Genomic DNA, 26,072 nt, shown 5'->3' with positions numbered 1-26,072 from the left:
TTTTTATATGCTTACAGTACAAACAAAGGGAAGAAGGTGGATGATATGATTACTGAACAAGTGAAACGACAGTTCATTCAAATTGTCGGCGCAGAAAACTACGACGATTCGAAAGCCGGACGGCTCGTTTATTCCTATGACGCAACACCAAACTTTCAATCGCTTCCTGACGCAGTTATCGCACCACGCAACACAAAAGAAGTGAGTGAAATCGTAAAAATTTGCAACAACGAGCGCATTCCGATCGTTCCACGCGGCTCAGGAACAAATCTTTGTGCAGGCACATGTCCAACGGAAGGCGGCATCGTCATCATTTTTAAACATATGAATCGCATATTAGAAATTGACGAAGAAAATTTGACGGTGACCGTTCAACCGGGAGTCATTACACTCGACCTCATTCAAGCGGTCGAAGCGAAAGGATTATTTTATCCACCTGATCCAAGCTCGATGAAAATTTCAACGATTGGTGGAAACATTAACGAAAATTCCGGCGGCTTGCGCGGATTGAAATACGGTGTCACACGCGATTACGTCATGGGGCTTGAAGTTGTACTCGCCAACGGCGACATCATTCGCACGGGCGGCAAGCTCGCAAAAGACGTCGCTGGCTACGATTTAACGCGCCTATTCGTCGGCTCAGAAGGCACTCTCGGCATTATTACAGAAGCGACGTTAAAACTCATTCCGATGCCGGAGACGAAACAAACGATGCTCGCGCTTTATGAAGATTTAGAAGCGGCAGCACGCTCCGTTTCCGCCATTATCGCCAACAAAATCATTCCGACGACGCTTGAATTTTTAGACCAGCCGACGTTACAAGTCGTCGAGTCGTTCGTCAACATCGGCTTGCCGACGGACGTGAAAGCGGTGTTGCTCATCGAACAAGACGGCCCGAAAGAAGTCGTTGAGCGCGATATGGAAGCGATGGCGCGCATTTGCCGCGAACAACACGCCATTTCTGTTCAAGTGGCACAAACGGAAGAAGAAGCAAACAATTTACGCACAGCGCGTCGCTCAGCGCTATCGGCGCTCGCTCGCTTAAAACCGACGACGATTTTAGAAGATGCGACCGTTCCACGTTCGCAAATTGCAAATATGGTGAAAGCGATTAACGATATTGCTAAAAAATATAACGTCAACATTTGCACGTTCGGTCACGCAGGTGACGGCAACCTTCATCCGACATGTCCGACCGATGTGCGCGACAAAGACGAACTGCATCGCGTCGAGCAGGCGTTTGAAGACATATTCGCCAAAGCGATTGAGCTTGGCGGCACGATTACTGGCGAGCATGGCGTCGGCGTCATGAAAGCGCCGTATTTAGAATGGAAGCTCGGCAAAGAAGGAATCGCTGCGATGCAGGCGATTAAACGAGCGCTCGATCCGAACAACATTATGAATCCAGGGAAAGTGTTCGCAAAAAGCACGCGCAAACGGGTGGTGATAACGCGATGAAAAACGAACAGCTCATCCAACAACAATTTCAAGCGCGCATGAATGAAGACGAACTACTAAACTGTATGCGGTGCGGTTTTTGTTTGCCGACATGCCCGACGTATATTGAATCCGGCTTTCAAGAGTCGCACTCGCCGCGCGGCCGGATCGCATTAATGAAAGCAGTCGTCGATGGACTGATTGAACCGGACGAAGATGTCGAACGTTCCCTTCAACTCTGTCTTGGCTGCCGAGCGTGCGAACCGGTTTGCCCTTCTGGCGTGCGCTACGGCCATTTACTAGAAGAAGCGCGCGACATTATTGCGCAACATAAACGATATCCGTGGTTCGTTCGTCTCGTTCGCCACGTCGTATTTAAACAACTTTTTCCGCATCCAAAGCGGATGCGCATGTTGACGGCACTTATCGGTTTTTATCAACGTTCAGGGTTGCAGGCGCTCGTTCGCAAACTCGGCTTATTGCGCGTGTTGCCAAATCATTTAGCGATGATGGAAAACGTGTTGCCGAACGTGCCGACGTGGAAACAAATGAACGAACGACCAACGCACATCGAAGCGGAAACGAAACGAAAAAAACGGGTCGCCTTTTTTAGCGGCTGTTTAATGGATACGATGTTTATGGACACGAACGATGCGACGATGAAACTATTGCAGCTTGTCGGCTGCGACATCGTCATTCCACCGGCCCAAACGTGTTGCGGTGCACTTCACGGGCATAGCGGCGAAAAAGCGGACGCGAAAACGCTCGCGAAACAAAACATTGAAGCGTTTGAAGCGCTCGATGTCGACTATATCGTCACAAACGCTGGCGGGTGCGGGGCGTTTTTAATCGAATACGACCATTTATTAAAAGACGATCCGATTTGGGCAGAGCGTGCGAAAGCGTTTGTCGCAAAAATAAAAGATGTGTCCGTCATTTTAGTCGAACTCGGCTTTCATCTCGAAGGATGGCGCTTGCCTGAGCAAATCGTGACGTATCAAGATTCATGCCATTTACGCAACGTCATGAAAACCGCAAACGAGCCGCGCCTGTTGCTTCAATCCATTTCCGGCGTCGAGTTTCGCGAAATGAAAGATGCCGATCGATGCTGCGGTTCAGCAGACATTTATAACATCATCGAGCCAGACATGTCGATGCAAGTGCTTGATTACAAAATGGAACAAGTAAAACAAACGAAAGCGACGACGATTGTGACCGCCAATCCCGGCTGTTTACTACAAATGAAGCTCGGCATTGAACGAGAAGGACTGACGAACGTGCGTGCCGTTCACCTTGTCGAGCTGCTTTTAGAAGCGGTAGAAGCGACAAAAGAAGCAAACGAGCCGGTGAAACAAACAGGGTAAGGGTATGGACATTCATGCCCTTACCCTCTTTTTTAAACGCTTTTCTAATTCAGCACGCTTTTGTTCTAACTGCGCTTCGCTATACGTTTTTCGCTCATATTGCGTATAGTCGATATGTAGCCATTCCGGAATCAATTCCGTTCGCACCGCTCGTTTTTCTTTTTTTATGCGACCATGCTTCTTCCAATTGCGCAAAATCCCCTCGGCATATTTCCACGTTTTCACTCCGTTTTTTAACGCGATCATTAACGCTTCGAGCACCCATTCCGCTGACGTGTCATTCACCCATAGCGCCATCTGTTCACCGACATAGCTACTGATCGTCCCGAAACCGTTTTGTTCATAAAAATAAATCAAGTTTTGTAACGTATGATCTGTTGTTATTTCTGTTTGTCTGTTCATATTGCGACGTGCGTCTTGGCAAGTTGACGCGTGCGATGCGTCATGTTGCATCGTCCGCTCGTCATGTTGACCGTTCGTTTTTTCGATACACATGTTCTCGTCATCTTCCGTCACTTGCTCGTCATGTACAACGTTTGTGTCAAGCACTTTGGCAAGCACATCGTAGTCAATGCGATACCATTTCGTTTTATCCATCTGTGAGCGATAGCGCGAGACGACGATCCCTTTTTTCTCAAGCCGTACGATCGTGCGCCGAATCGTACTTTCTGACCAAAACGGAAATTGCTTTTTCCACCCTTCGTACGTGTTGTACACCCATACATGTCCATCATGCGTATGCGTGCTTTTTCCGAGCCAATAATGAAGCTGCTGTAAAAAAATGCTTTCATTTAGTCCAAGCTTTACCGCCACCGTCGGCAATACGAACAACGGCTCATCATCGACTAACCACTTCTTCATCACAATCCCCCCTATATCCATTTATCGCCTCATACACGACATTTGGTTAGGGGGGATAAAAAAGAGAATGCCTTCGCATTCCCTTTACGGTTCTGGTGTAAATGTACGTTGTGCGAGTTCGTTGTCGAGCATAAATAGCGAATTGCTGTCGCCTTCGATGCGTTTCAGTTTTTGAATAAGCGTATCAAACATCGACTCTTCTTCTACTTGTTCGTCGATAAACCATTTCAAAAAGTTCATCGTCGCGTGTTCACGCTCATCTAACGCTAAGTCAGATAGTTTATAAATGCGGCGCGTCACTTCTTTTTCATGAGCGAGCGCTTTTTCGAAGCAGTCACGAACGGATGTAAATTCGTTGTTCGGTGAAGGAAAACCTGTCATAATGGCCCGTTCGCCAAGCGCATTAATAAAGTTGTAAAACTTCATCGCATGAAAACGTTCTTCTTCCGCTTGCACTAAAAAGAAATTTGCGAAACCATCCAATCCTTCCGCTGAGCAATATGCCGCCATCGCCATATACGCATGTGCGGAATAAAATTCGAAATTCATTTGTTCATTCAGTCCGTTTAACAATTTTTCACTTAACAACATCAACACTCCTCTCTTTCTTTATTATAACAAAAAGAGGAGGAACGTGCCTCCCCTTATTCGTTTTGCGCTTTTTTCAACGTTTGAATCGCTTCTTTCTGTTGTTTCGTTTCTTTTCCGGAGAAAAACCAGCCGCCAGCAGCAATCGCTAAAAGAACGATCCAGAAAATCGCTTTCCATAACGCCGAATGCGCGAAATGTTCAGGAACGACAGCTAAGCTCGGATGCGCAAGCGTATATACTGCCAACTTCACACCGACCCAGCCGACGATTAAAAATGCGGCCGATTCTAGGCTTGGGCGTTTATGCAACAATTTCACGAACGCATTTGCCGCAAAACGCATAATAATGACACCAATCAATCCACCAGCGAAGATGACTAAAAACTTTCCGCCGTCCAGGCCTCCAATAGGCGGTAAGTTCGTATCTGGCAACGTCATCGCTAAAGCGACCGCTGCTAAAATCGAATCGATCGCAAACGCTAAGTCAGCGATCTCCACTTTCAGTACAGTCATCCAAAAACCAGATTGCTTTTTCCCTTCTTTATGCGAACCGTCTCGATTTTTGTTTATAAAATGATGTACGGCAATAAACATTAAATACAACGCGCCGAGCGCTTGAATTTGCCAAATATTCACTAAATACGAAATGACGAAAAGCGCAGCGAAGCGAAGAATAAACGCCCCGGCAAGCCCGTAGAAGAGCGCCCGTTTTTGTTGTTTTTCTGGCAAATGTTTGACCATCACCGCCATGACGACAGCGTTATCGGCCGCTAAAATGCCCTCCAATCCGATTAAAACGAGAAGCACCCAACCATACTCTAACAACAATGATACATCCATCAATGATCCCTCCTGTAATATGTAGTTTTCCCTCGCCCGTCGGCAAAAAATCATGAAAACGCAAAAAAGACCTTCGCCGAACGGCAAAGGTCTCGCTAGACACATGTTGTGCCAACAAAGCCGATGGACAAGGTCCACGAATTGACGACTTTGTTTTCAGGCAACGCCTGAACGCTACTCCCCTTTGTAAAAGGAAAACTATAATTTAACTGTAATTTTATTATAAAGACATGAACGCATTTTGTCAACCCGTCAACTTACTTGTTTTTGTTCCGCATGCACCTCGTTTAGCTTGCTGTGCTTGCGACCATACAAAAAGTAAATGACGAGACCAATCGCGAGCCAACCGCCAAAGCTAAGCCACGTCATGGCAGGAAGCTGAAGGGCTAAATACGTACAAAACGCGACCGCAAGAAGCGGAATGACCGGTACAAACGGCACCATAAAGCTTCGTTTTAAGTTCGGCTCTGTTTTTCGCAACACTAAAATGCCGATCGCAACAGTCGTAAATGCAAACAACGTTCCGATATTTGTTAAATGCGCTAATTTATTTAACGGAATAACACCGGCAAAAATGGAAACAGCAATACCTGTTACCCATGAATTGACAAGGGGCACTTGTTTCCGTTCGCTCACTTTCGCAAACAATGACGGAAGCAAGCCGTCGCGGCTAATCGCATAAAAGAGGCGCGTTTGTGCATAAAGCATGACAAGAAGCACCGTCGTAATGCCTGTAATCGCACCGAGCGAAATAAATCCAGCAACCCAATCTTGGTTAATGTAATTTAACGCGAAAGCAACTGGATTTTTCACACCTAATTGATCGTACGGTACAATTCCTGTTAAAATGAGCGACACCGCAATATACAACAACGTACAAACAGCAAGCGAAGCGATAATACCGATCGGCATGTTGCGCTGCGGATTGCGCACTTCCTCTGCCGCTGTCGATACCGCATCAAACCCTAAATATGCGAAAAACACCGTCGCCGCTCCTGCCGCAACACCAGAAAAGCCAAACGGCATAAACGGCGTCCAGTTTTCTGGCTTCACATACCATACGCCAACCGCAATAAACAATAAAATGACTGCCACTTTAATGACGACCATCACCGCATTAAAGCGCGCTGATTTTCTCACACCTTGCGTCAATAAAAACGTAATAAGTAAAACAATAACGATGGCTGGCACATCAATAAACGTTCCTTTGGATGGATCGTATGCGCTTGTGAGGGCATGCGGAAGCTCAATGCCAAAACCGGCAAGCAACCCTTGGAAATAGCCCGACCATCCGGCCGCTACCGCCGATGCAGCCACACCGTATTCTAAAATTAAATCCCAGCCAAGCATCCATGCGATGATCTCACCAAACGTCGCATAGCTGTACGTATACGCGCTTCCCGATACGGGCACGCTCGATGCAAATTCCGCATAACAGAGCGCCGCAAATACGCACGCTAATCCAGATAAAATAAACGAAAGAACAAGCGCTGGTCCCGCATGCTCTGCCGCCGCTACGCCCGTCAAGACGAAAATGCCCGTCCCGATAATCGCTCCGATGCCAAGCATCGTCAAATCAAAGGCGCCTAATTCTTTTTTTAGTGCAGCGCCGCTTTTTCCTGACTCGCTCATGAGCGCGTCAATCGACTTTTTCCTGAACAAACTCATCGTTGTAAACTCCCCTTTTGAAAAATAAACATCTTGTTTTATACTTTAACGCCCAAAATCGTTAAAGGCAATACATTTTTATTATTTCGAAATATTTTTATTTTTCTAATAACAAAGGAAGCGTCACCGTCATCGTCGTTCCGGATCCGACTTTGCTTTTTATCGTCCACGTGCCGTTCATCATTTCAATGATGCGAACTGCCACCATCGCCCCAAGACCTGTCCCTTTTTGTTTCATGCTGAAATACGGTTCTCCGAAGCGCGCGATTTCCTCTTTCGTCATGCCGGCTCCTTCATCGCGCACAACGATCGTCACCGTTCGTTCATCGACGTGCATATGGACATATACCGCACCGCCATGCTGTATCGCTTCTATTCCATTTTTTATTATATTTAAAAAACATTGCCGAAAATATTGGGCGTTGCCACTTACTTTCGCAGGCATGAGCGTTGACACGATGTCTACCCCCGACATGTTCGCTAACGGACGCAACATGTCAATGACTTTCGTTAACTCATGATGCACGTCAAGCGGCTCCATTTTTTCTGGAAACGGCTTCGCAAACGTTAAATAATCGTCAATAATGGCGCAGGCGCGGTTTAATTCTTCAAGGGCGATATTGATATATTGTTCTCTCGTTTCCGCTAATATGTCTTTTGATTTCATGAGCTGCAAAAATCCTTTGACGACGGTTAACGGATTGCGTATTTCATGAGAAATGCTTGCGGCAAGCTGGCTGACGACTTCCATTTTTTCAAGCTTAATCGCTTCCGAGCGAACGAGCAACGCTTCACGCAACGTTTCAACGATAAGCACAACGAACGATACGGCAAAAGGAGGAACGAGAATAAAGTGAATGATGTACGACTCTGTCACTTGAAAATCAGAAATGACGATCGCCAAAATCGTAGCAACAATCGCTAATATAAACGTCACCACCCCCGAAGCGAATAATCGTTGTTTTCTCGACAGCCGTTGGAAAATAGGAGAAAACAAACTACCGAAAACGAACATCATGACATAAACAGCGACGGTAATGAATTGATAGCCGTACATCACCCAGCGCGCGAGCAGCAAAATAAGCAAGAGGGGAAAACTGACCGTCCATCCGCCGTAAAACGTGCCAAGTAAAAACGGAACTTGCCGCAAATCGTGCACGCAATCAGGGGCGATGTAAATCGGATATTTCATACATAAAATGATCGGAACGCTTGAACATGCGATAAGCAACAATCGTTGATGCGCCTTTTTTCTCTGGAAAAACCGAACGTGATCGTATAAAAAATAAAAGAAAAAAATGCTCACTAGCATGTAAAATAAATTGTTTAACACGTGCTCATTTATATATGTCATCTCTCATCTCTCCCGGCGTCATTCATACACGTTCAGTTTCGCTAAAATTTTTTCTGTTGTCAACGCATCGACATCTTTGAAAAATTGCCTCGTTTCCATTATGATAAAGATGCAAACTACATAGTGGAGATGGTCATATGAACGAACGGCGTTATTTGCCGCTTTTATTTATTGTCATGTTTTTCGTCATGATGGGATTCGGAATTATTATTCCCGTCCTTCCGTTTTTCGCTGAAAACATCGGTGCAACCCCAACAGAGCTCGGTTGGCTCATGGCTGTGTATTCTTTTATGCAATTTTTGTTCGCACCGATGTGGGGAAACTTATCTGACCGATACGGGCGAAAGCCGATGATACTTATCGGTATTTCCGGCTTGGCGCTGTCGTTTTTCTTATTCGCCTTAGCAACAAAACTTTGGATGTTGTTTGCGGCCCGCATCATTGGCGGCTTCTTATCTGCCGCGACGATGCCGACAGCGATGGCGTATGTGGCTGATGTAACGACAGAAGAAAACCGCGGAAAAGGAATGGGCATGATCGGTGCGGCTGTCGGACTCGGATTTATTTTCGGACCAGCGATCGGCGGCATCTTTTCCGCTACAAGCTTAACGGTCCCATTTTGGATCGCCGGCTGTTTATCGCTCTTGACTGCCGTGTTCGTTTTCTTTTTCTTACAAGAGTCACTTCCGAAAGAAAAGCGTTCGATCGGACAAGCGAAACGGCCATCGCTTTCCTCCGCCCTTCAAGGACCTTTGGCGCGCTTATATATGTTGCAGCTGATCGTCACATTTTCCCTCGCTGGTCTTGAAGCGACGTTCGCTTATTTTGCCGCAAAACGCGCAGGTCTTACGTCAAAAGAGCTCGGCTACATTTTTATGATTATGGGACTTGCTGGTGCGATCGTTCAAGGGGGACTGCTCGGAAAACTGATCGCATCGTTCGGTGAAAGAACGGTCATTCGCGCTGGTTTATTTCTTTCAGCGCTCGGCTTTTTTCTTATTTTGTTCATCAATCATTTTTGGACAGCGGCGCTTTACTTAACGATTTTCGGCATCGGTAACGGTGTCATTCGCCCATGTGTATCGTCCTTGCTTACGAAATATACAACGGGCGGACAAGGAAGCGCGACAGGCGTATTATCATCGTTCGATTCGCTCGGGCGCATCGGCGGTCCGGCAATCGCAGGTTGGCTGTTTACATTAAAACCGAGTTTGCCGTATGTGACAGGCATATTGCTGACGTTCGTTTCGTTCGCCCTATTTCAGTCGTTTCAACGAGCAATGATGCAAAAAGGCTCCGCGTAATCGGAGCCTTAGATTATGACTTGTATTTTTTAACAACAAATAAAAAATCCCCTGCCAATCGCAGAGGTTAAACAATGATCGCATCGTATCCTTTTTTTCTTAACTCTTCGACGAGACGTTCTGCATTTTTTTATCGCGAAATGCTCCGACTTGCACGCGGTATAACTTTCCATCGTCTTTCGGTGGAGCAGGCGGTTTCTTTTGCAATCCGAACGCTTTCGCCATTCCTTCTACATGACCGCGGGCAATTTGCGACAGAAATTCGTCTGATTTCAGCTTTGCGGCATCTCCTGCGTTGTCGATAAATAAGTTTTCCGTCAATAAAGCTGGCATATTCGTTTGACGAAGCACCGCATAGCTCGCACGTTTTTTTCCGCGATCGCGCACATCTCCAATCGCTTTCATCACTTCATCATGAATGATGTTTTGATATGAAACAGTTTCTTTGCTCACATTTCCATTGAATATATATGATTCAAATCCTGTTCCACCACCTGCGTTCACATGAACGGATAAAAAGAAGTCCGCACCGATCCGATTCGCCATCGCTGCCCGTTCCGAGAGTTCAATAAACTGGTCGTCTGTCCGCGTATAGTGTACATCGACACGTTCATACTCTTTCAACATCTCCCCTATTTTCGTCACAATCGTTAACGTTACATCTTTTTCACGAAGTCCGTTTCCGACCGCCCCCGGATCACGTCCTCCGTGCCCTGCATCTAAAACAATTTTTACCATCATATCCTCACACCTTTCTAACAAATTTTCTCTCTGCTAATGACATATACATGATCTCGGACAAAGGATACGGCCTTTTCGTATTTATCTATTTTTTCTTTCGCCCGCACATGAATCATCCGTCCTTTTATTTTTATACCTACATACGTATTTTGCCTATTCCTTCGCTGTTTATCATCTAATCAGCAATCTTTTTACTTTACAAAAGTGAGTAACAAACTATATTATAGTTATAGCTTTTCATATTAAAGCGGAATATAAGTAAGTATAAACTTACATCAAGGAGGATCTGTTATGGCAAAAGTACTTTATATTACTGCAAATCCAAAACAAGAACAACAATCATTTAGTTTATCAGTCGGTCGTGCGTTTTTAGAAACTTACAAACAACATCATCCAGAAGATGAAATCGTTGAACTACACTTGTACGATATCGACGTCCCTTACATTGATGCTGATGTATTTAGCGGCTGGGGCAAACTACAACAAGGACAAGCATTTGACCAATTAAGCAAAGATGAACAACAAAAAGTAGCGCGCATCAACGAATTATGCGACCAATTTATTGAAGCTGACAAATATGTATTCGTCACACCGATGTGGAACTTTAGCTTCCCTCCAAAATTGAAGGCATATATCGATACGCTTTGTATCGCCGGAAAAACGTTTAAATATACAGAAGAAGGGTCTGTTGGACTACTAAAAGGGAAAAAAGCGCTCCACATTCAAGCGCGAGGAGGTATATATTCTGAAGGTCCGGCGAAAGAAATGGAGTTTGGTGACCGCTATTTAAGAGCTGTTCTCGCTTTTATCGGCATAACAGACGTTCAAACGATTGCGGTCGAAGGCATGAACGCTTTTCCAAACGAAGCAGAAGCCATTAAACAACAAGCAATCGAACGAGCAAAAGAAGCAGCGAAACAGTTTTAATAACAAACAAAAAAGTCAGCGTGTTCAGCGCTGACTTTTTTATTTCCTCATAGGTACGATACAAACGACCGCTACCCATGCTGGACTAATTTTCTCCCTCGAACCTGTATTTGCGGCGCTGTTTGGCTATTTGTTTTTAGGAGAAGTATTGTCAGTCAAAGGGTACATCGGTGCTGCACTTGTGCTTTTTGGCATTTTATACGCCGAAATGCCGCGAAAACATGTGAGACGATACGCGCCATCTGTCGAACAAAAAAGCTGACATGTCGTCAGCTTGTCACAGTTTAAATGTGAATTTAATAATCCCTGCTTTTACCATCGCTTCAATGACAATGACGATGGCAGGGCCGACGAACAGTCCAAGAAAGCCAAGGAGGCGGAATCCTAAGTAGACGCTTACTAATGCGGCGAGCGGGCTAATGCCTAAGTTCGACGAGAAAATTTTCGGTTCGATTGTTCGGCGGATGACCGTAATGGCGACAAATAGGACAATTAACCCAATGCCTGTCGCGCTATGTCCGTTGGCAATATGAAAAATTCCCCATGGCACTAACACCGAACCTGTCCCTAAAATCGGCAAAATATCGACAACAACAATTAACAAGGAAAAAAGAATCGGATAATCGACCCTTAACATAAGCAAGCCGCCTAACGCAAGCAAAAACGTAATGACGCTCAATAAAAACTGCGCTTTAATAAAGCCGACACCTGCACGGCTTAGCTGCGTTATAATGATTGTCAACCGTTGCTTTGTGCGCTCGGACAAATGTTTTTCGAGCGCTTTTTTGAGCCGCGGCCAATCGAGACTAATAAGAAAAAGCGCAACTAAATAGACGAGAAAATGAATTAAAAATTCTGGAATTTTCGTCAAATAGCCAATCATCGCTTGCGTCAAATTTGTCGCAAACGACAAAAGCATATTTTTCACCGTTTCGACGCTATTTTCGAGCGATGTAATGATTTCACGCGGAATGTCGCTAGAATACGACTGCCATTTTTGAATGAGCTCATTGACAACTGCGGTAATTTCCGATAAAAAGAGCGGCATTTTTTGCGAAAACATCATCGTCTGTTCAACGAGAATCGCAACAACAAAATAAGCAAGTCCTCCCATCGCAAGCAAAAAGAGCATAAACGTAATCGTTACTGCGTGGATTCGTTTCAATCCGCTTTTTTGCAGCTTTTGTACTCCCGGCTCAAGGAGAAGGGCGGTAAAGAACGCAAACACGAGCGGTAAACTGTACGGAAGCAAAAAAAACGCGATTGCTGCCAATAGTGCAAGAACAAGCCACTTTTTCATCATGCTTCATTCAACCCATTTCTTTTTCAATTCCTACTTTATCATAATATAACACTCTCGCGCTTCCTGTCACCTATCAAAAAAAACCAGCGCCTAATGCGCTGGCTTGTTTACGCCGACGTTTTTGTCGGAAAACGACCGTTTTTTTCATCTGTTTGTACATACGTTTTTTGAACGTGCGGGGACGTCATGAGCGAAATCATCGCACCGTAGTCAACCGCAAAGCGAAGATGGTCGCCGACTTGAATGTCGGTGTATGTAGCGTCAACAATCATATGGTCGCTGCTTGAGCCAATGATTTGAACGGGTTGTAGAGGAGTTAATCCGTTGACGTACACGTCTTGGCGGCCGATGCCGACAATGGCGCGTTTCATCATGCCGCGCTCTGGAAACGTCGGCGCTTCGCCAAATGCATTGCGGCTTTGTACACCATATGGGACAGACGGTTTCGTTTTTACTTCAATCACTTCTGCGACGAAACAAAACGCATCTTGATATAGGCCGGGGATGGCTGCGCCACGAATCGTCTCGCGTCCTAAAAAAATGGCTTCACCTAATCGTAAATGGTTAATGCAACCGACGTCTTTCGTTTGTTTTAACCAATAATAGTTCGCGGAATTGCCACCGGATACGTACGGTAAAAATAACGAATACTCTTTTTGAATATGTTTCGCAAGTGACGAAAGCTCACGCATTTTTTGCTCTGTTGGAATAATGCCGCCAAAGCAGGCGAAATTCGCCCCGATGCCGACCACTTGAATGTTTGGCAACTGCAAGATTTGTTCAATAAACGCCGGCACATCTTTCGGCATGACGCCTTCGCGCAAATCGCCCATCTCGACCATCACAATGATCGCATGCGTTTTGTTTTGCTTCACCGCTTCTGCAGAGATGGCACGCACGACGTCGATTTCCGATTGAGCGCTCACATCGACATGTCGAACAACTTCGCTCACTTCGCTTAGCGCAGGCGTGCGAATAAGCATATACGTTGCTGGAATTTGCGCTGATTTTAATTTTGCGATGCGCTCGACTTTCGTATCCGCTAAACTTGTGATACCGCTATCGACAAGAGCGCGGGCAATTTCCATATCTCCGTTTACCCCTTTGATGACAGCGGTCATTTGAATTCCTTTTTCTTCGCACCATTTTTTCAGCGTTTTAGCATTATGACGAATTTTCCGCAAGTCAATTTCGACTTTCGCCGTCATGACACCGCCACCTCAAGTTTTTGTAGAGATGGGAAATAGTCAATGAGACGATCAACGACTTTGTCGGCTCCGTATTTTAATACATCAGTCACAGGCATACGGAATTTTCGTTCGTATTCGTAAATGGTTTGTTTTAGTTCGTCATCTGTCATACCTTCATGATTTAACGTAATCGCAACAACTTTTGTTTTTCCGAAATGTTCAATTAACGCAATTTCACTTTCAACTGTTGGCATTTCAACAAACGGGAAATCACCAAGCACTTTTCGCTTCGGTGGGTGTTGTAAAATAACGGCTTGCGGCCGCGCCCCTTTTAAAATGCCAGCCGAGCTGACGTAAGCTGGGTGGCTAAGCGCCCCTTGGCCTTCAACGATAATAATATCTGGACGTTCTGTTTCATATGCGCGCACAACTTCTCGTTCAAGTTCGCCGATCATATATTGAAGCGGAAACGCATCCATCGCAAAGCCGTATGAAGCGCCTTGAATTAAGCCCGTTTGCCCTGTGGCAACAAATGCCGTTTTATAGCCGCGCTTTTGTAATGCTTTATCAACGATCATCGCTGTCGTCCGCTTCCCGCACGCTCCGTCTGTCCCGAGCACCGCCACAATTGGCGTTTTCACTTGCAAAATACGTCCCGTAAACAACGTCCATTCTTTTTTCGGACGCGGTTTGCGAACGTCGCGAATCGTTACCCCGTATCGCTTCGCCATCGTCATCATTTCTTCATCTTCTGTTAAAAACTCTTGAAGTGGATTAATGATGTGCATGCCTGCTTCCATTGCTTCGATGATTACTTGGCGTTCTTCTTTTTTGAGAAAAGCGTTCGCTGGAGCAATTCCTAAGATGAAGTAGTTCGGTTTTTCTTTTGCGGAGGCTATTGCATCTTGAAGGTTTTTACAAATCGGAATGCCATTTTTCTTTTGATCAAGCACCTCTCCGGCATCTTGACCAGCTTTTGTCGAATCAATGACTGCAACGATCTCATACAGCCCTGAATCGCGCACAAGCCCATTCGCTGTTTTTCCATCCATGGAACCAAATTGATGTTCACAATACACAATGGCGTATTTCTTCATCAGAAATCCCTCCATTTCTTTGTGAAATCAATATTTCCACGAAAAAAACATCTCACTTTACCATAATCGGAAAGAAAGATGTTCTCTACCTTATATTATAACAAATGTTAAAGAAAAAGTAAAATGGTATATACAAAAAAATCCAGACCCTAACATACTGGTTCTTGTAGGTACGATACAAACCAAACGAAAAAGCTCAAGTAATTGAAGAATTTTTACAAAGGTGTTTCAATTCCTCATAGGTACGATACAAATTAATTCATCGCCTATGACTTATGTACATGGGGTACATGTTTCAATTCCTCATAGGTACGATACAAATTGTTCAACCTGTTGGATCGGTTGATCGGCTGGAGTCTGAGTTTCAATTCCTCATAGGTACGATACAAATATTCATAGAAGTTATGAGAAGAAAGAATGGAGACCAGAAGTTTCAATTCCTCATAGGTACGATACAAATGAATACGGAATTCACGTTCCATATCCGTCATGATCTCCGGTTTCAATTCCTCATAGGTACGATACAAATGTATTCATTAAATGGACGCCCATGTTTTGCGTAATGTCGGTTTCAATTCCTCATAGGTACGATACAAATCCGCGGATGCGGAAGGTACACAGCAGGAACCGCGACAGTTTCAATTCCTCATAGGTACGATACAAATTCTGACGAATATTTTTTCGTATAAAATAAAAACGAGGGTTTCAATTCCTCATAGGTACGATACAAATCCTGCTTAAACGCTTGAACATTATTAATGCTCACCCATAGTTTCAATTCCTCATAGGTACGATACAAATTCTGATAAAAAGACAAAATTTCATCTATCATGCGTAGTTTCAATTCCTCATAGGTACGATACAAATTTCTAACCGAATCCCAAAGATCAGAAAGAATATTCGTTTCAATTCCTCATAGGTACGATACAAATTGGTCAGCTTTCGATACACGTACATAATAGTGATAAGTTTCAATTCCTCATAGGTACGATACAAATGACCGTACTCGCTAAACGGACGCCCATGTTTTGCGGTTTCAATTCCTCATAGGTACGATACAAATCCCAGCAGAGCCTTTTTTATTTTCTCCTTCTTCCGCCAAGGTTTCAATTCCTCATAGGTACGATACAAATCACCGTAATAATACCGCCTCTAAAACGAGACGGACCAGTTTCAATTCCTCATAGGTACGATACAAATCTAGCGGTCGTCCAGTAGGCGAACTTGCGTCTGGCATACTGTTTCAATTCCTCATAGGTACGATACAAATTTACTTTCGCCGTCGATTAGGAAGTCGACCAGCAAGTGTTTCAATTCCTCATAGGTACGATACAAATGAGCCGAGCAAGTGGGGAGGACACTTGCTCGGCATTTGAGTTTCAATTCCTCATAGGTACGATACAAATTCAAAATCAATATACATCTGTCCGTCATCACCGATTTGTTTCAATTCCTCATAGGTACGATACAAATCCCAAAAAGTGCTGATAAATCAATACTTGGAAAAGCTATACAATGTCATTATACATACATTCGAAAATTCTGTCAATCGTCTTGATGCGTTGATACGTCTAAAAAAGTTGCAAAAAACAAATTGTCGTCGATCCCCTGGGGTTTTTGCAAGATTGGAGGTCGACGACGGTTGTGAAATTATGCGCAAATTACTTATTCCTTTTCTAACAACTCACGCACTTCATCTTCCGCAAGGTCTGTGATGTTTGCGATATCTTCTACACTCATCCCTTTTTTGGCCATCGTTTGTACAAGGTGCTTCATCCCTTGTTTGATTCCTTGTTTGATTCCTTGTTCTATCCCTTCTTCTCTTCCCTTTTCCAACGCCTTTTGTTCATACGAAATAATCAACTCCATCACTTGTTCTTTTTCTTTCGTCTCCATTTCATTCACCTCGCTTCGCAGTCTTCGTTCTTCTTCGTCTGATAATTTCACATATGTTTCAAAAAAGCCAAACAATAACCGTTGTTTCGCTTCGTCTAATTCCATTCGGACAAGCATGCGTAAAAATTGTTTTTTCAGTTCTACCCGTTCACTTTCAGTATAACCCATCTTGCTTAACAATGCAGCGGCGATCGGGTTGTCTTGGCGGATGTAGTTGCGCCAGTTTTGTTTCCGAAGTTCCACAGTGAAAAAATGAAAATCGAGGACTTTGCCAAAAGGAAAGTGGATCATAAATGTAGATCGTTCGTCGCGGATCGGATCGTAGCTAAATACAGCAATCGGTACAATATGTTTACGGTACTTTTCAAACAAACGGCTAAAATAAATAAACATGCGTTCAGGGAACGACGGTTGGACGTAGCTTTGGTTTTCGATATGGACAATAATGAGGCTATCCTCTCCTTTTAATTTCGTTTCGACCAACAAATCAACGCGGTATTTCTCCCCTGCCGTTACATCGGTAAACAACTCCTCCGATAAAAACGATACGTGGCGAAAGTCGATATGCTCATGCATCGTTGGAAAAAAGAGAACGATAAACTCCTCAAAAAACGTTTGGATCAATTCTTTAAACAAACGGTCGTGGTCAATCGGCATACATTCACCTCACATACAATCGTTTCGATGGTTTTATTCGACAATATCATCTCTTTTCCTGCATGTCATAATAAAAAGCCAACTCCTAGCGAGCTGGCTTTTTATCGCCTAATCGGCAAGCTGATAACAAACGTCGTTCCTTTCTCCGAACTGTCGTGAAGCGCAATCGTTCCGCCATGGTTTTCAATAATTCGTTTCACGATCGTCAGCCCTAAGCCTGTCCCCGATGACTTTGTCGTGTTGCAATTCATCCCAGTGTCTAAAGGGGCTTTCTTGCGCTTCCTCGTAAATAAGAAAGACGTGATATGGGCGGAAAAGGTTAACAAAAAATATGGCGTCATTGCGCCATGTTTTTATCGAAACATCATATCGTCTTTACGGGCAACGCCTGTTTTGTATGCCGCTTTCATGACGGCTTCGCGCACGCGTTCGGCGACTTTGTTGTTAAAGACGCTTGTTCGCTTAATTCTTCGTCGGTGACGACAGAGGCGATCGCTTGGGCCGCGGCAAGTTTCATTTCTTCGTTAATTTCGATGGCGCGGCAGTCCAACGCCCCGCGGAAAATGCCAGGGAAACATCGGAAAGTTTTCCGCCGCACGCATCGTTTGAATGCCGTAATACGCATCGTACGGAATTTCTTTTTCGCCGAGCAAATCTTGTTCGATTCGTACTGCTTTTGTTTGCAACATCTATGCATCCCAACTTTCTTCATGTTTTTTTGTCATGTCGTTTGCGATTGGCGTTTCCATCATGTTTTTAATTTCCATCAAATTGCTCGTTTTTCCTAACGCCCACATCAGTTTCGGTACGATCGCTTCCGTATTCATATCGCCTGATAAAATGACCGTATTTTGCGCCACTTTTCGCCCGACTTCATATAATGTTAAATCTTCTCCTTCTTCTAAACATTGCGTCGTAATAACAACCGCCATGCCATCGTCGATCAGTTCCTTCATTTTCGGCAATAAATTACGCCCTTGAAACGGCACGCCCCCGCTTCCAAAACTTTCAATAATCACACCGCGATATAAATGGCGAATGTAATCAAATATTTCTGGCTTCGTACCCGGATGAAGCTTCAGTAAAAACACGTCCGGGCAAAGCGACGGATCAAATTGCAACTCGCCGCTCGGCTTTGGCAGTTCGTATTGATAATTGATGCGATCGTGATGAATGTAAGCGACGTACGGATGGTTAATGCTTTCGAACGCATCATAGCTTTTCGTCCGCATTTTTACTGCCCGCGTACCTAAAATAACGCGCCCATCGAAAACGACGAACACCCCACTCACATCTTCGCACGCAAAGCGAAGCGCATCGCGTATATTTTTTTTCGCATCCGTTTTCGGAAAGCCGATCGGCACTTGAGAGCCAGTCAATACAATCGGCTTATTCACGTTTTGAAGCATATATGACAACGCAGCTGCCGTATACGCCATCGTATCCGTTCCGTGCGTCACGACAAAGCCGTCATAGCGATCGTATTGCTCATAAATCGCCTCCGCAATGTCACGCCAATGCTCCGGCTGCATGTTTGTGCTATCGATGTTCATTAAAATTTGGCTATCTAAATGATACGGCTGATTTTCAATCGTAATGTAGCTTGTTAATTCTTTTGCGGTTAGTTTCGGTGTCAATCCTTCTTCACTTGGCACGGAAGCAATTGTGCCGCCTGTCGCAAGCAACAAAATTTTTTTCATCATCGTCACCTCAAATATGGCGATTTTAAGTCATCTATTGTATTGTTTGTGTCATGTAGTGTAAACTATGAATACATTCGTTCGCGATTCGCGTACATTCATTTCAATTATATTTAGGAAAAAAGAAAATAACAAGTGTTTTTATTCATTTCGCGAACAGCAATAAGGGGGGAAACATGATGATTTCAAAACGACTATCGGAATTAAGAAAGAGAAAGCAATGGTCGCTGCAATATATTGCCGACCAGCTAAATATTGCTAAAAGCACGTACGCAGGCTATGAATCTGGGTATCGCCAACCGTCGCTCGAAGCGGTCAAGGAGCTGGCAACGTTGTTTGGCACAACAACAGACTACTTACTCGGGACAACAGACGAGGAACAACCGTCGATCGAGCTCACTCGCCCGACGGTTCGACTGACAGTAGACGGTGAACCGTTAACGGAAGACGAAATCATTCAACTCATCGCATTCATCCGCGCAAAACGCGACATCGAAAATAAAAAATAGGCGTCAACAACGCCTACTTCATCACGTATGCGACATCGCGCGCTAGCCGTTCAACAGATGCATACGGCAGATCCAACTGCAACATGCGCCGCAACACGTGGCGTGCTTCTATTGACAAGGAAAGTTCGTCTTCCCAACTTTTCTCTTTGTCCTCTGTTGGCTCATAAGACGAATATAACAAAAACAGTAAAAAATGACCGAGGGCATATATGTCGCTCTTTACATGAATGCTTCGCCTTAGCCGCTGTTCAAGCGTGAACAACCGTTCGTTTTTTTCATATAAAAAGCGCGCAAGCCCAAAATCGAGCACATATACAATCCCATTGCGAAAGACGATATTCGGAATGCGCAAATCGCGATGCACAATGCCGTGCGCGTGGATGTATTGCACGACACGTAACACATCTGCCAATAACGAAAACGCTTCTTTTTCCCCATACGTTTGTTTTTTCTCAAAAATAAGCGTTTCGATCGTATCTCCATCGATATATTCCATGACAAGATGCGGAATGCCGCGCACATCGAACATATCATATAGCTTTGGAATTTGCGGATGGTTTAGCTTTCGTAACATGAGCGCTTCTCGTTCAAACGATGCGATTCGCTTCTTTGTTTTCGTCCGCTTCATTTGCTTTACAACGACAAGCTGGTTCGTCTCCTCATCGCGCGCCACATATGTTATCCCGTAGCTTCCTTCACCGAGCCGCGCTTCAATCGTGTATCGCCCGTTTACGACCGTTCCTTCCCGATACGGCTTTTCAATAAAAATCATGAACTGCCAAAAAAGCTAGAAAATACGCTATGGCTACGATGCTTCTTTTTATAATGTTTGTAGCCGTATTGCGACGGATGGCGATGCGGACGGTACGTATAGCGATCGCTGCTGCTGTAACGATGCTTGTGCATATTTTTGTGTAAAAGCATCTCAAGCAATTTTTTCAGCATGGTTATCATCCCCTTCATAACGGATAGCTTACTATACGGAAAAATAAGAAAAAAGTTTCATATTTAAAGTATATCCTTGCGAAATAGAAAAAATTTTAAGAAAATACACAGGAAGGGGGGGATACATATGTTTCATAGTGGTGTCAAAGCAGGAATCGCCATTGCGATTGGATATGCGCCCGTTGCGCTAACGTTCGGTTTGTTAGCCAAGTCGACAGGACTTTCGATTGTAGAAACAACGCTGATGAGCATGATTGTATTTGCGGGGGCGGCGCAATACATTTCGCTCAATTTACTTTCTCTTGGGACAGGCGCATTTGAAATCATTTTAACGACATTTATTTTAAACATTCGCCATTTTTTAATGTCGGCATCATTAAACGAAAAAGCCGAACGCGAGTCGCTTTGGAAAAAAGCGTTGTACGCATTCGGCATAACGGACGAAACGTTTTCTGTCGCTGCGATGAAAGAAGGGACCGTCTCCGCTTCGTATATGTTCGGGCTTATTTTTATTTCTTACAGCAGCTGGGTAATCAACTCTGCGATCGGGCATATCGTCGGCGCATATTTGCCGGAAAACGTACAACAAAGCTTATCTGTCGCCTTGTATGCGATGTTTATCGGCTTGTTAGTCCCAGCCATCAAAACAGAGCGAAAAGCGCTTTGGCTCGCGATCAGTTCCGGGCTAATGAACTGCGCGCTCTTCTTATGGCTCAACGTCCCAAAAGGATGGGCGATCGTCATCGCCACGATTGTATCGGCTGTGGTCATCCAATGGCTTGCCGAGAAAGGAAAGGAGACGGAATATGCGCAGTGACATCATTTTTATCATTCTCGGCATGGGCATCGTCACATACATTCCGCGCATGCTTCCATTGACGCTTTTTCATCGCATCGACTTGTCGCCGTTTTGGCGCGGCGTGTTGCGAAACGTACCATACGCTACGCTTGGTGCGCTCATTATCCCAGGCATTTTTCTTATCCAAGACGATCCGTGGTTTGGCATTCTCGGCTTTTTTAGCGCCGTACTCGCCGCTTCACTCGGCGCTAACGTCATGATCGTCGTTTTCGTTGCGGTGCTTGTGTTAAGCGTGTATACGACACTATAAAACAATCCCCCACTTCAACAAGTGAAAGTGGGGGATGTTCATTTAAGCTCTTTTCTTTTTCATTAACCACACAATAAAAGCAATAAAAAGAACGATTAACAACGCATAAACAGCATGTGAATACATGTTCATATACTCGACAATATTTTCCCACGATTCGCCAACCATCGCGCCAATTTTAATGAGTACAATATTCCAAATGGCTGTACCAATCGTTGTCAACAATAAAAAGATGCTAAATTTCATGTGCGCCATGCCAGCTGGGATGGAAATTAAACTTCTTATTAAAGGAATAAAACGGCATAAAAATACCGCCCACACCCCGTATTTTAAAAAGCGAGCATTCGCATGATCGACATCTTTTTTCGTCAGGCGGAGAATATGTCCCCATTTGTCAACGATTTTTCCGAGCCGCTCAATATCCATCAACAAACCGACACCGTAAAGGATTGCAGCCCCAAACACAGAACCTAGCGTCGATGCAACTACGACGCCACCGATCGTTAAATCCGTTTTCGTCGTCATGAATCCGCCAAAAGTTAAAATCACTTCAGAAGGGATCGGGGGAAATACGTTTTCCAACGCAATTAAAAAGAGAATGCCGATGTACCCGTATTGTTCTATAATATGTATAATCCAATTTTCCATAACCCACCTCATGAATGAATTTCAAAGACTACAATATTATAATATGACCAAGCAATAAATATTCACCTAAGTTCGTCACCTTACCTCCTGCTTACTACTTATTTATAGAATTCAACATATTGCACAACCTTAAACAGAAGGATATAAAAAAACAACCATACAGTCAACTTTGACGCTATGTAAAAAGGTCTTTGCTAACATGTAGCAAAGACCTTTTTACATTATTCGCTAGCAGAAGCTTTTTCGTTTAGCGTGCTATGTTTGCGTCCGTAGGTGAAGTAAATCACAAGACCAATCAATAACCAAGTCACGAAACCGATCCACGTCGTTAACGGCAATTGAAGCACTAAATAGCCGCAGAACGCCACCGCCAATAATGGCACAAGTGGAACGAGTGGTGTTTTAAACGCCCGTTTTAAATCTGGCTGCGTTTTACGTAAAACAAGAACACCCGCTGAAACGACGATAAACGCGAACAATGTTCCGATATTTGTCAATTCTGCAAGTTTATTTAATGGTACAACTCCTGCAAAGAACGCAACTAATAAACCTGTTAGCCATGTGTTCACAAATGGAACTTGTCTAACTGGGCTAACACGTGAAAATACTTTTGGCAACAATCCGTCACGGCTAATTGCATAGAATAAACGAGTTTGACCGTACATCATAACGAGCAATACTGTTGTAATTCCTGTAATTGCTCCAAGTGAAATAAATCCAGCGACCCAATCTTGTTGGATGTAGTTTAAAGCAAATGCTACCGGATTTTTTACGCCTAGCTGATCATACGGAACAATACCTGTTAATACGAGTGAAACGGCAATGTACAATAACGTACAAATTAAAAGTGATGCGATAATTCCGATTGGCATATTGCGTTGTGGATTTCTCACTTCTTCCGCAGCAGTAGAAACGGCGTCAAATCCGATGTATGCGAAAAATACTGTCGCCGCTCCTGTCGCAACGCCTGAGAAACCGTACGGCATAAATGGCGTCCAGTTTTCTGGCTTCACATACCATACGCCAACTGCAAGGAACAATAATATAACCGCAACTTTAATAATTACCATCACCGCATTAAAGCGAGCCGATTTTCTTACTCCACGCGTTAATAAGAACGTAATAAGTAAAACGATTAAAATGGCTGGTAAGTCAATAAATGTTCCTTTTGCTGGGTCGTAAGCGTTTGTAAGTGCTTTCGGAAGTTCGATGCCAAAACCTGCTAACAACCCTTGAAAATAACCGGACCATCCTACCGCAACGGCAGAGGAAGCGACCCCGTACTCTAAAATTAAGTCCCAACCTAAAATCCAAGCCATTAATTCACCAAAAGCTGCGTAGCTATACGTATACGCACTTCCCGATACCGGAACAGTCGATGCAAATTCTGCATAGCAAAGTGCCGCAAACACGCACGCAAGACCGGAAAGAATAAATGAAAGAACAAGTGCTGGCCCGGCATGTTCTGCTGCTGCTACCCCTGTAAGTACGAAAATTCCTGTACCGATGATCGCACCAATTCCGAGCATCGTTAAATCAAATGCACCTAATTCTTTTTTTAGTGATGCCCCTTTTCCTTCTGCTTCTCTCAGAAGGACATCAATCGGTTTCTTTCTGAATAAATTCATCCGCTGTCTCTCCTTGTCGTTTTTTGTCGAATGTTGCAGAAGTTGCACGACTGAAATTGTATACTATTCGATATTTTTTGTAAAGTTGAAAAATAAAGAAATAGTCCGATTACTTTTCTTTTTTCACAAACTCATCTTCTAAACACGAAAATTACCTTATTTATCAGAAAATAAATTATTATTTTAATTTTACAAAAATAATTTCGGTTGTTTTTCTGATAAAAATATAGTTAAATGACAATTAATTTTTTAAATTTTTTAATTTACTAATTTTTCAGATAAATGTATAATGAAATTGTGACATACTTGTGAACATCATGTGTCATACTTATGAAAACGAAATGAAAGGAGGATCACATTACTTTTATCTTGCCCATCAAAAGCAAAAAAATATTTGTAAGAGGGGGTTAGTTAAATCATGGCTTTGAAAGAATTTTCTTCTCAACAGCAAACGATTGACTATAGCAAAGTCGTTCAATCAGCTTCTTTCCAACAGCTTATGCGTGAAAAACGCGGATTCATTTTACCTTTCTCATTGTTCTTTTTAGCGTTTTATTTTACGTTGCCGATTTTAACATCGTATTCAACTGTGCTCAATACTCCAGCATTCGGCTCCATTAGCTGGGCTTGGGTGTTTGCTTTCGCTCAATTCATCATGACATGGGTGCTTTGCATGTTGTACTCTAAGCGCGCCGCACGTTTTGATGAAATCGTTGAAAAAATGAAACAAGAAGTAAAAGGAGGCAACATGTAATGAACGGATTAGCATTCACCCTATTTTTAGCGATTGTTGCATTAACGCTTATTATTACGTACTTTGCTTCTAAACGAACAAAAACAACGAGTGAATTTTACACAGCCGACAGTTCATTAACTGGCTGGCAAAACGGATTAGCAATCGCCGGAGACTACATGTCAGCTGCCTCATTTTTAGGTATTGCCGGAATGATTGCGTTAGTTGGTTTTGACGGATTTTTCTACAGCATCGGCTTCCTCGTCGCATATCTTGTCGTTCTTTACATCGTTGCAGAGCCGCTTCGCAACTTAGGGAAGTATACGATGGCAGACATGATCGCTGCACGTTTTGATGATAAAAAAGTGCGCGGTGTGGCAGCATTAAACACCGTTTCGATTTCTATTTTTTACATGATTGCACAACTTGTCGGTGCAGGTGCCCTCATTAAACTTTTATTAGGTATTGATTATGTGTACTCCGTCTTAATCGTCGGAACGTTGATGACCGTTTATGTCGTATTCGGCGGAATGACAGCAACAAGCTGGGTGCAAATTGTAAAAGCTGTTTTATTGATGGTTGGTACGTTCATTATTTCCATCATGGTATTTGCGAAATTTGATTTTAGCATTTTCAAAATGTTTGAAGAAGTAAAAACAGCAACACCGTTAGGCGAAGCGTTTTTAAATCCAGGCAATAAGTTTAAAAATCCACTTGACACCATCTCACTCAACTTGGCTCTCATCTTAGGTACAGCAGGACTTCCACACATTTTAATTCGTTTCTTTACAGTAAAAGACGCACCAACAGCTCGAAAATCAGTCGTATATGCAACGTGGATTATCGGATTGTTCTATGTTATGACGATTTTCTTAGGATTCGGAGCAGCAGCGTTTGTAGGCTACGATAAAATCGTTGCAGCAAACCCAGCTGGAAATATGGCTGCGCCATTATTAGCTGAAACGTTAGGCGGCGACTTCTTGTTCGCATTCGTTTCTGCGGTCGCATTCGCAACCATTTTAGCGGTTGTCGCTGGACTTGTTTTATCTGCCGCATCAGCATTTGCCCACGACTTTTATAGCCATATTATTCGTCATGGGCAAGCAACAGAAAGAGAGCAAATGTTGGCTGCGCGTTGGGCATCAGTTGGAGTTTCCGTATTGTCCATTTTATTAGCGTTATTTGCTCAAAAAATGAACGTGGCATTCCTCGTTGCATTAGCGTTCGCCGTAGCAGCAAGCGCCAACTTGCCAATCATTTTATTAACGATCTTTTGGAAGCGCTTTAATACAACAGGCGCCATTACAGGCATGCTCGTCGGCTTGTTTAGCTCACTCTTGCTTGTAGCGCTTAGCCCGAACGTTTGGGCACCAGAACCTGGTGTAGCCATTCTCGTTGGCGAACCAATTTTCAAACTTTCAAACCCAGGAATTGTGTCCATTCCGTTAGGCTTTATCGGGGCTATTGTCGGTACGCTCCTCTCGTCGAAAAAAGCAGACGAGAAAAAATACGAAGAAATTCTCGTCAAAGCAAATACCGGCATAAAAGAACTAACACATTAATGTTCGATC

At 43.8% G+C, this 26,072-nt stretch carries 24 protein-coding genes, 4 pseudogenes and 1 CRISPR repeat array; of the genes and pseudogenes, 10 read left to right on the top strand and 18 right to left on the bottom strand.

All coding sequences use genetic code 11. The features are described 5' to 3' along the window. Nucleotides 1–45: 45 nt before the first annotated feature. The gene (gene glcD, locus NST18_RS03995; protein WP_004891507.1) at nt 46–1,458 is read left to right on the top strand and encodes a glycolate oxidase subunit GlcD; all 1,413 of its coding nucleotides are present in this window, start codon (nt 46–48) and stop codon (nt 1,456–1,458) included. Then, nucleotides 1,455–2,801, top strand: coding sequence for a (Fe-S)-binding protein (locus NST18_RS03990; protein WP_340721243.1), 1,347 nt, complete (start codon nt 1,455–1,457; stop codon nt 2,799–2,801). The genes glcD and NST18_RS03990 overlap by 4 nt, the downstream gene beginning before the upstream one ends. A gap of 12 nt (nt 2,802–2,813) precedes the next feature. Here the strand turns inward: NST18_RS03990 and NST18_RS03985 are convergent, their stop codons facing one another. The 5 genes from NST18_RS03985 to NST18_RS03965 all read right to left on the bottom strand — a co-directional run bounded on the left by NST18_RS03985 (nt 2,814) and on the right by NST18_RS03965 (nt 8,114). Then, on the bottom strand, nt 2,814–3,683 hold the full coding sequence (locus NST18_RS03985; RefSeq protein ID WP_004891513.1) for a DnaD domain-containing protein: 870 nt from the start codon (nt 3,681–3,683) through the stop codon (nt 2,814–2,816). Nucleotides 3,684–3,746: 63 nt separating this feature from the next. After that, nucleotides 3,747–4,250, bottom strand: coding sequence for a ferritin (locus tag NST18_RS03980; protein WP_035019246.1), 504 nt, complete (start codon nt 4,248–4,250; stop codon nt 3,747–3,749). Nucleotides 4,251–4,306: 56 nt separating this feature from the next. Next, nucleotides 4,307–5,092, bottom strand: coding sequence for a TerC family protein (locus tag NST18_RS03975; RefSeq protein WP_004891520.1), 786 nt, complete (start codon nt 5,090–5,092; stop codon nt 4,307–4,309). 252 nt (nt 5,093–5,344) lie between these two features. Then, nucleotides 5,345–6,760, bottom strand: a complete 1,416-nt coding sequence (locus NST18_RS03970) for an amino acid permease (RefSeq protein WP_064221125.1) — start codon at nt 6,758–6,760, stop codon at nt 5,345–5,347. A 97-nt stretch (nt 6,761–6,857) separates the two neighbouring features. Continuing rightward, nucleotides 6,858–8,114 carry a sensor histidine kinase gene (locus tag NST18_RS03965; protein ID WP_064221124.1) on the bottom strand — a complete coding sequence of 419 codons (1,257 nt, stop codon included), beginning with the start codon at nt 8,112–8,114 and terminating at the stop codon, nt 6,858–6,860. Nucleotides 8,115–8,251: 137 nt separating this feature from the next. On the opposite strand from NST18_RS03965, the gene NST18_RS03960 reads away from it, so the two are divergent. After that, nucleotides 8,252–9,418 (top strand): tetracycline resistance MFS efflux pump, encoded by a 1,167-nt coding sequence (locus NST18_RS03960; RefSeq protein ID WP_004891525.1) that lies wholly within the window; start codon nt 8,252–8,254, stop codon nt 9,416–9,418. Between the two features lie 67 nt (nt 9,419–9,485). Here the strand turns inward: NST18_RS03960 and NST18_RS03955 are convergent. Continuing rightward, nucleotides 9,486–10,156 (bottom strand): annotated as a pseudogene (locus NST18_RS03955) (N-acetylmuramoyl-L-alanine amidase). A gap of 294 nt (nt 10,157–10,450) precedes the next feature. Here NST18_RS03955 and NST18_RS03950 point away from each other — a divergent pair. Together NST18_RS03950 and NST18_RS03945 are read left to right on the top strand one after the other, a co-directional pair. Beyond that, on the top strand, nt 10,451–11,086 hold the full coding sequence (locus NST18_RS03950) for an FMN-dependent NADH-azoreductase (protein WP_004891529.1): 636 nt from the start codon (nt 10,451–10,453) through the stop codon (nt 11,084–11,086). A 43-nt stretch (nt 11,087–11,129) separates the two neighbouring features. Next, nucleotides 11,130–11,348: pseudogene (locus NST18_RS03945) on the top strand (EamA family transporter); the annotation flags it as partial. 15 nt (nt 11,349–11,363) lie between these two features. On the opposite strand, the gene ytvI reads toward NST18_RS03945, so the two are convergent. The 8 genes and pseudogenes from ytvI to NST18_RS03905 form a co-directional block, all read right to left on the bottom strand. Beyond that, entirely contained in the window at nt 11,364–12,386 is a 1,023-nt protein-coding gene (ytvI, locus tag NST18_RS03940; protein WP_004891532.1) for a sporulation integral membrane protein YtvI, read from the bottom strand. A 110-nt stretch (nt 12,387–12,496) separates the two neighbouring features. Beyond that, complete coding sequence (locus NST18_RS03935) at nt 12,497–13,597, bottom strand: alanine/ornithine racemase family PLP-dependent enzyme (RefSeq protein ID WP_004891533.1); 1,101 nt, start codon at nt 13,595–13,597, stop codon at nt 12,497–12,499. After that, nucleotides 13,594–14,676: a DUF1611 domain-containing protein gene (locus NST18_RS03930; protein ID WP_035018798.1), complete on the bottom strand. Its 1,083-nt coding sequence runs from the start codon at nt 14,674–14,676 to the stop codon at nt 13,594–13,596. Before NST18_RS03930 ends, NST18_RS03935 begins: the two co-directional genes overlap by 4 nt. Before the next feature lie 225 nt (nt 14,677–14,901). Beyond that, nucleotides 14,902–16,149: a CRISPR direct-repeat array (repeat unit 30 nt; unit sequence GTTTCAATTCCTCATAGGTACGATACAAAT). Between the two features lie 192 nt (nt 16,150–16,341). Continuing rightward, the gene (locus tag NST18_RS03925; protein WP_004891539.1) at nt 16,342–17,229 is read right to left on the bottom strand and encodes an Rpn family recombination-promoting nuclease/putative transposase; all 888 of its coding nucleotides are present in this window, start codon (nt 17,227–17,229) and stop codon (nt 16,342–16,344) included. A gap of 101 nt (nt 17,230–17,330) precedes the next feature. Then, a pseudogene (locus NST18_RS03920) lies at nt 17,331–17,468 on the bottom strand (ATP-binding protein); the annotation flags it as partial. Between the two features lie 114 nt (nt 17,469–17,582). Further along, nucleotides 17,583–17,806: pseudogene (locus NST18_RS03915) on the bottom strand (malic enzyme-like NAD(P)-binding protein); the annotation flags it as partial. Further along, on the bottom strand, nt 17,754–17,918 hold the full coding sequence (locus tag NST18_RS03910) for a hypothetical protein (protein WP_155116433.1): 165 nt from the start codon (nt 17,916–17,918) through the stop codon (nt 17,754–17,756). The pseudogene NST18_RS03915 and the gene NST18_RS03910, both read right to left, overlap by 53 nt. Further along, nucleotides 17,919–18,929 (bottom strand): asparaginase, encoded by a 1,011-nt coding sequence (locus NST18_RS03905; RefSeq protein ID WP_004891543.1) that lies wholly within the window; start codon nt 18,927–18,929, stop codon nt 17,919–17,921. 179 nt (nt 18,930–19,108) lie between these two features. Here NST18_RS03905 and NST18_RS03900 point away from each other — a divergent pair, with 179 nt between their 5' ends. Beyond that, entirely contained in the window at nt 19,109–19,438 is a 330-nt protein-coding gene (locus NST18_RS03900) for a helix-turn-helix domain-containing protein (protein WP_035019248.1), read from the top strand. 13 nt (nt 19,439–19,451) lie between these two features. Here NST18_RS03900 and NST18_RS03895 read toward each other — a convergent pair whose 3' ends face one another. Further along, nucleotides 19,452–20,210 (bottom strand): serine/threonine protein kinase, encoded by a 759-nt coding sequence (locus NST18_RS03895; protein ID WP_004891548.1) that lies wholly within the window; start codon nt 20,208–20,210, stop codon nt 19,452–19,454. Beyond that, nucleotides 20,207–20,383: a hypothetical protein gene (locus tag NST18_RS03890; protein WP_003399256.1), complete on the bottom strand. Its 177-nt coding sequence runs from the start codon at nt 20,381–20,383 to the stop codon at nt 20,207–20,209. The genes NST18_RS03895 and NST18_RS03890 overlap by 4 nt, the downstream gene beginning before the upstream one ends. Before the next feature lie 127 nt (nt 20,384–20,510). Here NST18_RS03890 and NST18_RS03885 point away from each other — a divergent pair, with 127 nt between their 5' ends. Continuing rightward, nucleotides 20,511–21,200, top strand: coding sequence for an AzlC family ABC transporter permease (locus NST18_RS03885; RefSeq protein ID WP_004891551.1), 690 nt, complete (start codon nt 20,511–20,513; stop codon nt 21,198–21,200). Next, nucleotides 21,190–21,492, top strand: a complete 303-nt coding sequence (locus tag NST18_RS03880; protein ID WP_004891553.1) for an AzlD domain-containing protein — start codon at nt 21,190–21,192, stop codon at nt 21,490–21,492. Before NST18_RS03885 ends, NST18_RS03880 begins: the two co-directional genes overlap by 11 nt. 42 nt (nt 21,493–21,534) lie before the next feature. Here the strand turns inward: NST18_RS03880 and NST18_RS03875 are convergent, their stop codons facing one another. Both NST18_RS03875 and NST18_RS03870 read right to left on the bottom strand, forming a co-directional pair. Beyond that, on the bottom strand, nt 21,535–22,140 hold the full coding sequence (locus NST18_RS03875; protein WP_128356956.1) for a DedA family protein: 606 nt from the start codon (nt 22,138–22,140) through the stop codon (nt 21,535–21,537). 221 nt (nt 22,141–22,361) lie between these two features. Continuing rightward, nucleotides 22,362–23,768, bottom strand: a complete 1,407-nt coding sequence (locus NST18_RS03870; protein ID WP_004891557.1) for an amino acid permease — start codon at nt 23,766–23,768, stop codon at nt 22,362–22,364. 418 nt (nt 23,769–24,186) lie between these two features. On the opposite strand from NST18_RS03870, the gene NST18_RS03865 reads away from it, so the two are divergent. Then, nucleotides 24,187–24,522 (top strand): DUF485 domain-containing protein, encoded by a 336-nt coding sequence (locus tag NST18_RS03865; protein WP_004891560.1) that lies wholly within the window; start codon nt 24,187–24,189, stop codon nt 24,520–24,522. Beyond that, a complete protein-coding gene (locus NST18_RS03860) occupies nt 24,522–26,063 on the top strand; it encodes a solute symporter family protein (RefSeq protein ID WP_004891562.1) in 1,542 nt (513 codons plus the stop codon). The genes NST18_RS03865 and NST18_RS03860 overlap by 1 nt, the downstream gene beginning before the upstream one ends. Nucleotides 26,064–26,072: the final 9 nt, after the last annotated feature.

The organism is Anoxybacillus sp. FSL W8-0104 (assembly GCF_038004465.1).
GTDB classification, from domain to species: Bacteria; Bacillota; Bacilli; order Bacillales; family Anoxybacillaceae; genus Anoxybacillus; species Anoxybacillus flavithermus_G.
The sequence above is the reverse complement of the archived record's forward strand: the minus strand, read 5'-3'. Positions and strand labels throughout refer to the sequence as shown.